Consider the following 12,454-nt stretch of genomic DNA (forward strand, 5'->3'; position numbering starts at 1 on the left):
AGCCGCCCTCAAGTAGGTCGCAACCCGCTTCCGGCGTTCAGGCGACGTCAGCCTCTGCGCCCACGAATTTAAGGACATCAGCCCATGCTCAAGGTCGCCATCCAGATGGATCCGATCGAGGCGGTCAACGTCGAGTCGGACACCACCTTCCTGATGGCCCTGACCGGGCAGGCGCGCGGACACAGCCTGTGGGTCTACGACTTCCGCACCCTGGCCCTGGAGGACGGCCGCCTGTTCTGCCGCGCCCGTCCCGTCAGCGTCCGCCGCGAGCAGGGAAACCACGCCGACTTCGGCCCCGAGGAACGCCTGGACCTGGCCCAGGACGTGGACGTCGTCCTGATGCGTCAGGACCCGCCCTTCGACATGGCCTATGTCACCGCCACCTATCTGCTGGAACGGGTGCATCCGAAGACCCTCGTGGTCAACAATCCGGCCGAGGTGCGCTCGGCGCCCGAGAAGCTGATCGCCACCCTCTTCCCCGGCCTGCAGCCCCCGACCATGGTGACGTCCGATCCCCAGGCCCTGGTCGACTTCCATCGCCGCCACGGCGACGTGGTGCTCAAGCCCCTGCACGGCGCGGCCGGTTCGGGCGTGGTGCGGCTGAAGGCGGACGACCCCAATCTCGAGGCCCTGATCGAGATCCACGCCGCCGCCTCGCGTGATCCGCTGGTGATCCAGAAATTCATTCCGGCGGTCTCGGCGGGCGACAAGCGCATCATCCTGGTCGACGGCGAGCCGGTCGGCGCCATCAACCGCATCCCGGCCAAAGACCAGGTGCGCTCCAACCTGCGCGTCGGCGGCACGGCGGCGCCGGTGGAGCTGACGCCGCGCGACCTCGAAATCTGCGCCGCCATCGGCCCCTTCCTGAAGGAACGCGGCCTGATCTTCGTCGGCATCGACGTGATCGGCGACTACCTGACCGAGATCAACGTCACCTCCCCCACTGGCGCTCAGCAGTTGCTCAAGTTCGCCGGCATCGACGCGACCGAACGCATGTGGGAGGTGATCGAGGCGAAGAGGGTCGCGGCCGCGCTCTGATGATCTTGATGTAACGTTGGTCTTGCTGTTCTTCTAAGTTCGTGATTTGTTCCCTTTCGCGCAGCGAGGGGGAACGGATGGTCGCGCGAGTGGTGACGGTCGCCTTCGACGGGGTCGAGGCGCGCCGGGTCGATGTCGAAGTGCAGTTGGTCGGCAACGACGGGCCGACGATCTTCACCATCGTCGGTCTGCCGGACAAGGCGGTGGCTGAAAGCCGTGAGCGGGTGCGCGGCGCCTTCGCGGGCATTGGCCTGGCCCTTCCGGCGAAACGGATCATCGCCAATCTGGCGCCCGCCGACCTGCCCAAGGAGGGCAGCCATTTCGACCTGCCGATCGCCCTGGCCCTGATGGCGGCCATGGGGGTGATCGCGCCCAGCGCCCTGGACGGTTGGGCCGCCATAGGGGAACTGGGCCTGGACGGCCAGATCGCCCGGGTGGGCGGCGCCCTGCCCGCGGCGGTGGCGGCGGACGCCATGGGTCTGGGCCTCATCTGCCCCGAAGCGACAGGACCCGAGGCCGCCTGGGCCGGCGGCGCGCGGATTCTCGCGCCGCGCTCCCTGATCGGCCTAGTCAATCACTTCACCGGCCGACAGGTCCTGGGCGCGCCCGAGCCGGGGCCGCTGACCACGGGCGGCGCGGTTCCCGACCTGCGCGAGGTCAAGGGGCAGGAAAGCGCCAAGCGGGCGCTGGAGATCGCGGCCGCCGGCGGCCACAACCTGTTGTTCGTCGGCCCACCGGGTTCAGGCAAGTCGATGATGGCCCAACGTCTGCCGGGCCTTCTGCCGCCGTTGACCTCGCAGGAGCTGCTGGAGACCTCCATGGTCTGGTCGGTGGCGGGCCTGATCCAGCGCGGCGCCCTGACCCGCGACCGGCCCTTCCGGGCGCCGCATCATTCGGCCTCGATGGCGGCCCTGACCGGCGGGGGACTGCGCGCCAAGCCGGGCGAGGCCTCCCTGGCCCACAACGGCGTCCTCTTCCTCGACGAGCTGCCGGAATATTCGGCCCAGGCCCTGGACAGCCTGCGTCAGCCTCTGGAGACGGGCGAGATCGTGGTGGCGCGCGCCAACGCCCATGTGCGCTATCCGGCGCGCTTCCAGCTGGTGGCGGCGATGAATCCCTGTCGCTGCGGCCTGGGCGGGGCAGGGCGCGGGGCCTGCGGCAAGGCGCCCCGCTGCCAGCGGGATTATCAGAACCGCATCTCCGGCCCGATGTTCGACCGCATTGACCTGACGGTGGAGACGCCGCCCGTTACCGCCGCCGACATGGCCCTGCCGCCCCCTGCGGAAGGCACGGCGGAGGCCGCCGCCCGGGTTCTGGCGGCGCGCGCCATGCAGGAACAACGGCTGCGCGACGCGGGCTATGACGCCGATCAGGCGCGCGACCAGGCGGTGAACGCTCGGGCTTCGGGCGAGACTCTCGATCGCTTCGCGGCCCCGGACGAGGCGGGGCGCGCCCTGCTGATGCGGGCCGGCGAAAGCGGAGGGCTGACGGCGCGCGGCTGGACCCGGACCCTGCGCCTGGCGCGGACCATCGCCGACCTGGACGGATCGACCGGGGTGTTGCGCCGCCACGTGGCCGAGGCCTTGATGTACCGACGCATGACCGTCGGCGCCCAGGAGGGGTTCGACCGCCAGACGGCGCCTGGCGCCGAGACGCGGGCTTTCTGATCGGCGTTTGGCCGGGTTTAACCCTTGTCGGCTAAGCTTCGCCTCATGGGACAGGCTCGCCGCAGAACGCACGCACCGACCGACACGACCCCCGCCGCGGAAACCGCGACGCCGGAACAGCAATTCCTGCGGTTGATGAGCCATGAGATGCGCACGCCCCTGAACGGGGTGATCGGCATGCTGGGCCTGTTGTCGCGCACCCGCCTGGACGGCGCCCAGCGCGCCTACGCCGAGGCGGCGCAGAAGTCGGCCGAGCATCTTCTGGGCCTGGTCAACGACCTGCTGGACTACGCCCGGCTGGAGGCCGGCTCCCTGGAATTCGATCCGGCGCCCGTCGATCTGGAGGAACTGGCGCGCGGCGTGACCGAGCTGCTCAGCCCCCGCGCCCACGACAAGGGGCTGGAGATCGTCTGGTCGGTCGCCGCCGACGCACCGGACGTGATCGCCGACGAGGGGCGCCTGCGTCAGGTCCTGTTCAATCTGGCCGGCAACGCCGTGAAGTTCACCGAGCACGGCGGCGTGCGTCTGACGGTGGAAAGAGCCGGCGGTGAGGCCGCGCGGCCCCGCCTGGCCTTCATCATCGACGACACCGGCCCCGGCGTGCCGGTCGAGGCGCGCGAGCGCATCTTCAACGAGTTCGGCCACGCGGACGCCTCGGACGCGGCCCGCCATGACGGCGCCGGCCTGGGTCTGGCCGTGGTTCGGCGCCTGGCCCAGGCCATGGACGGCGCGGTGACGGTGACGGACCGGCCGGACGGTCCCGGCGCCCGCTTCCGCTTCGAGGCCGCCTTCCCCGTGGCGGAGACGGCCGTCCGGTCACGTCCGCTGGAAGGCCTGGCCGTGGCGGTGCGCACGCCCGATCCCTTTGTTCGTCAGGCGGCGGCGGCCCAGATCGAGGCCTCGGGCGGCAAGGTGGCGCGCCAGGCGGGCGTGACCCTGATCGACCACGCCGCGGCCGAGGAAGGCTGTCTGCTTCCGCCTCCGTCCCAGGGGCAGGGGGTCATCCTGCTGAAACCGGACGAGCGCGCCCTGATCGACCGTTATCGCGCCGCCGGTTTTCACGGCTATCTGATCAAGCCCCTGCGTCGCGCCTCCCTGGCCGAGCGTGTGGCGGCGGCTTCGGCCCGGCGCACGGGCCAGGCGGTCGCGCCGACGCGCGGCGCCGACGACGACCGGGTGACGCCCGTGGCCTTTCGAGGCGTGCGGGTCCTGCTGGTCGAGGACAATCCCGTCGGCGCCCTTCTGGCGCGAACCCTGTTGCGCCGCGAGGGCTGCGTGGTCCAGACGGCGGCGGACGGCCATGAAGCCCTTCAGACCCTGAAGAACGCCCGTTTCGACGTCGTCTTCATGGACATGCGCATGCCGCGCATGGACGGCCCGGCGGCGACCCGGGCCCTGCGCGCGCGCGGCGATCACACCCCTGTCGTGGCCCTGACCGCCAACGCCTTCGCCGAGGATCGCATCGCCTGTCTGGAGGCCGGCATGAACGACCACCTGACCAAACCGCTGGAGGCGGACGCCCTGCGCGCCGCGCTCGCCCGCTGGACGAACGCCGCCAACCGCGCCAAGTTCGCAGCTCAGTAAGTCACGACCGCCCCGTCCGGCGGCGTTCCGCCGGAGCCGCGCATGACTGATTCCAAGACGCCCGCATCCGAAGTCGCGGCTCTGCAGCCGTCGCCGAAAGGCCTGGACGTTCTGAAGGTCGCCTTCCGCGAGCGGCGGACCCTGGCCATGCTGCTGCTCGGCTTTTCGGCCGGCCTGCCCTTCGCCATGCTGTTCGGCACCCTGAACGCCTGGCTGTCGGATGCGGGCGTCTCGGTGGCCACCATCGGCGTCCTGTCCTGGGTGGGCCTGTTCGGGGCTTTCAAATTCCTGTGGTCGCCGTCCGTGGGCCTGACCCCGCCCCTGATCGGGCGCATGGGTCGGCGGCGATCCTGGCTGATCCTGTGCCAGGTGGTTCTCCTGGGGGCATTGGCGACCATCGCCCTGTCGCATCCCGGAACCGGCGCCATAGCGGTGCTGGCGGGCGCTGCGGCCCTGGGCGCCTTCGCCTCGGCCACCCAGGACATCGTCATCGACACCTGGCGGATCGAGGTCGCGGACGAGCGCACCCCCGTCGACCTGCTCTCGACCGTCTACCAGCTGGGCTTCCGGACGGCGGCCCTGGTCGGGGGGGCGGGCGCCCTGGTGCTGGCCGATCACCTGGGCTGGTCCGCCACCTTCCTGGTCGGCGCCTGCCTGATGGGCCTGGGCGTCCTGGGAACCCTGATCGCGCCGGAGCCCAAGGCCGCGCCGCGCCAGGCGATCGCGCGCGAGCGCCTGGGCTCGCCGCGCCTGCGCATGTTCGCCCTGGCCGCTACCCTGGCCGCCTGGGCCTGGGCGGCCTTTATGCTGATCCGCTTCATGGTGACGGCGCTCAGCGTCAAGCCGGCGCCCAGCGCGGGCGAGTTCACTGCGACCTGGGGGCCGTGGATCGTCGGCGGGGCCGTGCTGTTGCCGGCGGCCCTGGCGGGTCTGATCGTCTGGCGCGGCGGAAAGACCGGGCCGGTTCAGGCCGAACGCGACGCGCCCGCGCTGGCGAACACCCTCTATGACGCCATTCTGGCGCCCCTGGTCGAGTTGATGGGGCGGCTGGGCTGGGGCGCCCTGATCGTCCTGGGCCTGATCCTGACCTATCGCATCACCGACGGCGTCTGGGGTCCTTTCGCCTTCCCCTTCTACATGGGCGACACGGGCGGAGCGCTCGGCCACACCAAGACCGAGGTCGCCCTGGCCTCCAAGACCTTCGGCGTCTTCATGACCATCCTCGGCATCGGCCTGGGCGGCTGGGCGCTTCTGGCCATCGGGCGGATGGCCAGCCTGCTGCTGGGCGCCGTCCTGTCGGCCGCGACCAATCTGCTGATGATGGACCTGGCCCTGGGCGCGCCCGTCATCGGCGGCTTCATGCAGGTCAGCGGCCTGTACAAGCTGTTCGGCCTGTTCGGCGTGGGCGAGCCCCTGGCCCGGCTGATGATGGCTCTGGCGGGCGAGAACATCGCCGGCGGCTTCGCGGGCGCCGCCTTCGTCGCCTATCTGTCGGCCCTGTCGAACAAGATGTTCGGCGCGGTCCAATTCGCTGTCTTCACCTCCCTGGCTCTGTTGATCGGCACCCTGGGACGCGGCGCCCTGGGCGAACTGATCGAACGCCAGGGCTATGCGGCCATGTTTGTCATCGCCGCCTGGCTGGGTCTGATCGCCGTCGTCTTCTGCGTCATGGAATGGGGACGGCTGACGTTTGAGCGCCGTCGCCTGAACTCTTAAGCCCCAAACGCAAAGAGGCGGCCCGAAGGCCGCCTCTCCACGTCGTCGCGACGTCTGTCCGTCAGTCCTCGATCTCGACGCCCTCGGCATAGGCGGCGAAGGTGGCGGCGTTGATGATCTCGCTGACCGAGGCGCCCAGGGGCACGATCTGCACGGACTTCTCCAGGCCGACCAGCAGGGGACCGATCACTGTGGCGCCGCCCAGCGACTGCACCAGACGGGTCGAGATGGCCGCCGAATGGATGGCCGGCATGACCAGGACGTTGGCGTCGCCGGTCAGGCGCATGAAGGGATAGTTGGCGCGCGCTTCCGGGTTGAGGGCCAGCTCGGGCGGCATTTCGCCCTCGTACTCGAAGTCCAGGTCCATGCTGTCCAGGATGCGGATGGCCTCGCGCACCTTCTCGCCGCGATCGCCCGGAGGGTCGCCGAAGGTCGAGTAGGACAGGAAGGCCACGCGCGGCTTGCGACCCAGCTTCTTGACCGTGGCGGCGGCCTTGATGGCGATCTCGGCCAGCTCGGCGGCGTTCGGCAGTTCGTGGATGGAGGTGTCGGCCACGAACAGGGTCCGGCCCTTAGCCAACAGGATCGACAGGCCGATCATCCGGTCCTTGACGTCCAGGACGCGGCGGACCTCCTTCAGGGCCATGTTGAAGTTGCGGGTCACGCCCGTGACCATGCAGTCCGCCTGTCCGCGCGCCACCAAGGCGGCGCCGAAGTAGTTGCGGTCCTGATTGATCATGCGCTGGACGTCGCGGCGCAGATAGCCGCGCCTTTGCAGGCGGGCGTAGAGCCATTCCACGTATTCGGCGTTGCGTTCCGACACCCGGGCGTTGGTGATCTCAATGCCCAGGTCGTCGAAGTTCAAACCGGCCTCGGCGGCGTTCTGACGGACCAGTTCCTCGCGGCCCACCAGGATGGGCGTGCCCAGGTCGGCCTGCTTGAAGGCCCAGGCGGCGCGGATGACCGATTGCTCCTCGCCCTCGGCGAAGACGACACGCTGCTTCGGACCGGAACGCACGCTGGCGGAGATCTTCTGCATCAGGGCGGCCGACGGATCGATCCGTTGGCGCAGGGCGGTGCGATAGGCCTCCATGTCCGCGATCGGCTTGCGCGCCACGCCCGTGTCCATCGCCGCCTGGGCGACGAAGGGCGGGATGTACCAGATCAGGCGCGGGTCGAAGGGCGTGGGGATGATGTATTCCGGGCCGAACTTCAGCTTGCGGCCGCGATAGGCGGCGGCCACTTCGTCCGGCACGTCTTCGCGCGCCAGGGCGGCCAGTGCCTGGGCGCAGGCGATCTTCATCTCGTGATTGATCTGGCGCGCACGCACGTCCAGGGCGCCCCGGAACAGATAGGGGAAGGCCAGGACGTTGTTGACCTGGTTCACATAGTCGGAACGGCCGGTGGCGATGATGGCGTCCGAGCGCACCGACTTGACGTCTTCCGGCGTGATTTCCGGGTCGGGGTTGGCCATGGCGAAGATGATCGGATTGGGCGCCATGGAGGCGACCATCTCCTTGCTGATCGCGCCCTTGGCCGACAGGCCCAGCACCACGTCGGCGCCGACCATGGCCTCGGCCAGGGTGCGCAGGGGGGTGTCGATCGCATGGGCGGCCTGCCACTGCGAGACATTGTCCCGACCCTTATAGATGACGCCCTGGCGATCGCAGATGATGGTGTTCTCGACCTTGACGCCCGCCGCCTTCATCAGGGCGATGGACGACAGGCCGGCGGCGCCGGCGCCCGACAGGACCACCTTCACGTCTTCCAGCTTCTTGCCGACCACGTGACAGGCGTTGATCAGGCCCGCGGTGGAGATGATGGCCGTGCCGTGCTGGTCGTCATGGAAGACGGGGATGTCCAGCAGGTCCTGCAACTGGGCCTCGATCTCGAAGCATTCCGGGGACTTGATGTCCTCCAGGTTGATGCCGCCCCAGGTGTCGCCGATGTTCTTGACCACGGTGACGAACTCGTCCGGGTCGGTGGTCTTCACCTCGACGTCGAAGCTGTCGACGTCGGCGAAGCGCTTGAACAGGACCGACTTGCCTTCCATCACCGGCTTGGACGCCATGTGGCCCAGGTTGCCCAGGCCCAGGATGGCGGTGCCGTTCGAGATGACGGCGACCATGTTCCCCTTGGAGGTGTAGTCGTAGGCCTTGTCCGCATCCTCGGCGATGGCCAGGACCGGCACGGCCACGCCCGGCGAATAGGCCAGGGACAGGTCGCGCTGGGTCGCCATCGGCTTGGTCGGCGCCATGGAGATCTTGCCCGGCGTCGGCGCGTTGTGGAATTCCAGGGCGTCTTCGTCGGAGAAGGTCTGTTTGTCTGTCAGTTCGGGCATTTCGATCTCGGCAAGGGCAGGCGCCCCTTGTTCCTAGATCGTGGGATCGACGGGGACAACCGTTGACGCCGCGTCAAGGCCCGATTGATCGGAGGTTCGGTCTTCAGAGGTCCGGCGAAAGGCCTGTGCGTTCGATCTCGACCGGCCCGGTCATGAAGACGTGGTTGGTCGCCTCGTCCCAGTCGATGACCAGTTCGCCGCCGTCCACCGTCACGCGGGCCTTGCGGTTGGTCAGGCCGCGCCGGGCCGAGGCCACCAGGGCGGCGCAGGCGCCCGTGCCGCAGGCCAGGGTGAGGCCGGCGCCCCGCTCCCAGACCCGCAGCCGGATATGATCGCGGCCCAGCACGTCGGCGAATCCGACGTTGACCCCTTCCGGGAACAGCGGGTGATGCTCGACCAGGGAGCCCGAGCCCCGGACGAAAGCGTCGTCCTGCCGGTCGGTGAAGAAGACGACGTGGGGATTGCCCATGGAGACGGCGCCGGGCGTGTGCAGGACCGGGGCGTCGATCGGCCCGACCTGCAGCTCGATCCCGCGCGTGTCCATGTCCTCGGCCAGGGGCACCTGCGACCAGTCCAGTCTAGGCTCGCCCATATCCACGGTGACTTGATGGTCGCCGGCCCGGCGCGCCGTGGTCGGTCCGCCCAGGGTGTCGATCGCCACCTCCTCCTTGCCGGTCGCCTCCAGCAGCAGCCAGCCGACGCAGCGCAGGGCGTTGCCGCAGGTCTCGACCATGGAGCCGTCGGCGTTCCAGACCCGCATGAAGGCGTCGGCCGTCTCGGACGGCTCCACCCCGATCAACTGATCGAAGCCGCCCGTGCCCGAGGCAGGATCGGCCAGGGCCCGCACCTGATCCTCGGTCGGACGGAAGGGCTGGTCGAAGGCCTGGACCACGATGAAGGCGTTTCCGGCGCCGTTCATCCGGACATAGGGGCGAGAGGACAGGGTCATGACCGCCTTCATATAGGATTTTTCGCCGGTTCATGTATCGCTGACGACGATGGCGTCAGATCAGATCGAAACAGGTAGGCCCGAAGGCCTGAGGCTGAAGGCCCGGCTGCGCTACCTCTATCATGGGACCCAGCCGGCGGCGGTGAAGTTCCGCCTGATGGTCATCGTCGTCGATCTGATCATCATCGGCTTCTTCCTGGCCGCGCCGATCCTGAAGGAGGCGGGCTGGGTCTTCTACGTCGCCGACTATGTGATCGCCGCCATACTGGGCCTGGACCTGGCGGCGCGCGCCTACGCCTATTCGGACGTCAAGGATTGGCTGAAGCGGCCGATCGTCTGGGTCGACCTGTTCGTCCTGGCCACCCTGCTCTTCCCGGCCTGGCTGGCGAACTTCGGCTTCCTGCGCCTGCTGCGCTTCTGGAGCCTGCTCAACAGCGACCTCTTCTGGCGCACCATAGGCCGTCGCTTCGACGACACCCGGGTCGAGGAGATCACCCGCGCCCTGGCCGCCCTGGTCACCTTCGTCTTTGTCGTGACCGGCTTCGTCTACGCCTATTTCCGGGGCAAGGCAGAGCACATCAACGGCTATCTGGACGCCCTCTACTTCACCGTCGCCACCTTGACGACGACCGGCTTCGGCGACATCACCCTGCCCGGCAACTGGGGGCGGGTCATCTCCATCGTGGTCATGCTGGTGGGCATCACCCTCTTCATCCGCCTGGCCCAGACCCTGATCCGGCCGCACAAGGTGAAGCACCCCTGCCCAACCTGCGGTCTTCAGAAGCACGACCCCGACGCCGTTCACTGCAAGGCCTGCGGCCAGATCCTCTGCATTCCGGACGATGGCGATTGAGCCTGACGCCGGTCGTGCGACAAAAGATGACAGGCTTGTAAGATTCACCCGCTTGCCGCCGCCCTCGCGCCTCGCCAAGGTGCCGCCGATTTATGTTGGGGACTGAAAACATGATCCGCTCTCTGGCGTCCGTCGCCGCCCTTCTTCTCGCAGCCGGAGCCGCGCCCGTCGCCATGGCCCAATCCACTGTTTCCGCCAGCGTCGCCTCGACTGCCCCGGGCTTCGCGACCAACGACGCCACTGATCCCTACCTGTGGTTGGAAGAGGTCGAGGGCGAGCGCGCCATGGCCTGGGTCAAGGCTCACAACGAGACCTCCCTGGGTACGCTTCAGGGCGATCCGCGCTACGAGGCCCTGCACCAGCAGGCTCTGGACCTGGTGCAGTCGCGCGACCGCATCCCCTCGCCCGGCTTCACCCACGACGGCCATGTCGACAACTTCTGGCAGGACGCAGAGCATGTGCGGGGCATCTGGCGTCGCACGACGCTGGACAGCTATCGCACCGCGACCCCGCAGTGGGAGACCATCCTCGACATCGACGCCCTGTCGGCCGCCGAGGGCGCCAACTGGGTCTACAAGGGCGCGACCTGCCTGGCGCCCGAAGAGCGCTACTGCCTGCTGTCCCTGTCGAACGGCGGCAAGGACGCGGTGACGATCCGCGAGTTCGACAGCGTGACGAAAACCTTCGTCGAAGGCGGCGTCAGCCTGCCGGAGTCCAAGGGCGGGGCCAGCTGGATCGACAAGGATGCGTTGCTGATCTCGCGCGACTTCGGCGAGGGCTCGCTGACGGCCTCGGGCTATCCGCGCACCGTGCGCCTGATGAAGCGCGGCCAGAGCGTCGATCAGGCGGTCGAGGTCTTCGCGGGCCAGAAGACCGACGTCTCCGTCTCGGGTTACACCCTGCGCGACGCTGACGGCGCGGTGCAGGCCGTGCTGCTGAACCGCGGGATCAACTTCTATGAAAACGAAACCTGGCGCCTGAACGCCGACGGCTCCACGACCAAGCTGGAACTGCCGCTCAAGTCCAACATCAACGCCCTAGTCGCCGGCCAACTGGTGGTGACGACGGATCAGGACTGGACCGCGCCCTCGGGTCAGGAATTCAAGACCGGCGACGTCATCGCCTGGCCGCTGCAGGCCTGGTTGGCCGACCCGAAGACGCCCGCCCGTCTGGTGCTGCGTCCCGGCGAGCGCGAGGCGGTCGAGGGGATCAACGCCACCCGCAACCGCCTGGTGGTGGCGCTTTATGAAAACGTGCGCGGTTCGGTCTATGTCTATGATCCCGCCGACTGGAGCCGTACCCGCCTGGACCTGCCGCAGAACGTCTCGGTGGGCGTCGGTTCAGCCTCGGAGCAGGACGACAAGATCTTCGTCAGCGTCACCGGCTATCTGAACCCGTCCAGCCTCTATCTGGCCGACGCCGCGACCGGGACCGTGGCTCTGGCCAAGTCCCTGCCCGCCAAGTTCGACGCGACCGGCATGCGTGTGGACCAGTTCGAGGCCCGCAGCGCCGACGGGACCATGATCCCCTATTTCGTCGTCCATAAGGACGCCATGGCCATGGACGGCTCGAACCCGACGCTTCTGTACGGCTACGGCGGCTTCCAGTCGTCGCTGCTGCCCGGCTATTCGCCGACCGTCGGCAAGCTATGGCTGGAGCGCGGCGGCGTCTACGTCATCGCCAATACGCGCGGCGGCGGCGAGTTCGGTCCGAAATGGCACCAGGCGGCTCAACAACAGAACCGCCAGCGCGCCCACGAGGACTTCCAGGCCGTGGCTCAGGACCTGATCACGCGCGGGATCACGTCCCAGCCGCACCTGGGGATCATGGGCGGCTCGCAGGGCGGCCTATTCATGGGCGCCATGCTGACCCAGCGCCCGGACCTGATCAATGCGGCGGTCATCCAGGTGCCCCTGTTCGACATGCTGCGCTTCCACAAGCTGCTGGCCGGCGCCTCGTGGATCGGCGAGTACGGCGACCCGGACATCCCCGAGCAGCGCGCCTGGATCGAGCAGTACTCGCCCTATCAGCGTCTGTCGGCGGGCCAGCCCTATCCGGAAGTCTTCATCCACACTTCGACCAAGGACGACCGCGTTCACCCCGGCCACGCCCGCAAGGCGGCGGCGCGGATGGAGGAGCTGGGCTATCCGGTCCTCTTCTATGAAAACACCGACGGTGGCCACGCGGCCGGCGCCAACCTGCGCGAAACGGCCCGCCGCATCGCTCTGGAATACACCTATCTGACGCGTCGCCTGATGGACGAGCCGGCGCAGCGGTAACGGGCGTCATCCCGGAAGCGGCGCAAG

Annotated in this window: 8 protein-coding genes; 6 read left to right on the top strand and 2 right to left on the bottom strand. The window is 68.6% G+C overall.

Translation table 11 applies throughout. From position 1 onward, the window contains the following. The first annotated feature begins 84 nt into the window (after positions 1-84). From gshB to ABIE19_RS10850, 4 genes are all read left to right on the top strand, one after another. Positions 85-1,038, top strand: coding sequence for a glutathione synthase (gene gshB / locus ABIE19_RS10835; protein ID WP_354089195.1), 954 nt, complete (start codon positions 85-87; stop codon positions 1,036-1,038). A 77-nt stretch (positions 1,039-1,115) separates the two neighbouring features. Then, positions 1,116-2,705 carry a YifB family Mg chelatase-like AAA ATPase gene (locus ABIE19_RS10840; RefSeq protein ID WP_354089196.1) on the top strand — a complete coding sequence of 530 codons (1,590 nt, stop codon included), beginning with the start codon at positions 1,116-1,118 and terminating at the stop codon, positions 2,703-2,705. Between the two features lie 45 nt (positions 2,706-2,750). Then, positions 2,751-4,289 (top strand): response regulator, encoded by a 1,539-nt coding sequence (locus ABIE19_RS10845; RefSeq protein ID WP_354089198.1) that lies wholly within the window; start codon positions 2,751-2,753, stop codon positions 4,287-4,289. 42 nt (positions 4,290-4,331) lie between these two features. Further along, positions 4,332-6,005 (top strand): AmpG family muropeptide MFS transporter, encoded by a 1,674-nt coding sequence (locus ABIE19_RS10850; protein WP_354089199.1) that lies wholly within the window; start codon positions 4,332-4,334, stop codon positions 6,003-6,005. Positions 6,006-6,066: 61 nt separating this feature from the next. Here the strand turns inward: ABIE19_RS10850 and ABIE19_RS10855 are convergent, their stop codons facing one another. Both ABIE19_RS10855 and dapF read right to left on the bottom strand, forming a co-directional pair. After that, complete coding sequence (locus ABIE19_RS10855; RefSeq protein ID WP_354089201.1) at positions 6,067-8,346, bottom strand: NADP-dependent malic enzyme; 2,280 nt, start codon at positions 8,344-8,346, stop codon at positions 6,067-6,069. A gap of 103 nt (positions 8,347-8,449) precedes the next feature. Further along, positions 8,450-9,295 (bottom strand): diaminopimelate epimerase, encoded by an 846-nt coding sequence (gene dapF, locus ABIE19_RS10860; RefSeq protein ID WP_354089202.1) that lies wholly within the window; start codon positions 9,293-9,295, stop codon positions 8,450-8,452. A gap of 49 nt (positions 9,296-9,344) precedes the next feature. On the opposite strand from dapF, the gene ABIE19_RS10865 reads away from it, so the two are divergent. Then, positions 9,345-10,148, top strand: coding sequence for a potassium channel family protein (locus ABIE19_RS10865; protein WP_354089203.1), 804 nt, complete (start codon positions 9,345-9,347; stop codon positions 10,146-10,148). A gap of 110 nt (positions 10,149-10,258) precedes the next feature. Beyond that, complete coding sequence (locus ABIE19_RS10870) at positions 10,259-12,427, top strand: prolyl oligopeptidase family serine peptidase (protein WP_354089204.1); 2,169 nt, start codon at positions 10,259-10,261, stop codon at positions 12,425-12,427. Positions 12,428-12,454: the final 27 nt, after the last annotated feature.

Origin of the sequence: Brevundimonas faecalis, from assembly GCF_040549405.1 — a bacterium.
Taxonomy (GTDB): Bacteria; Pseudomonadota; Alphaproteobacteria; order Caulobacterales; family Caulobacteraceae; genus Brevundimonas; species Brevundimonas faecalis.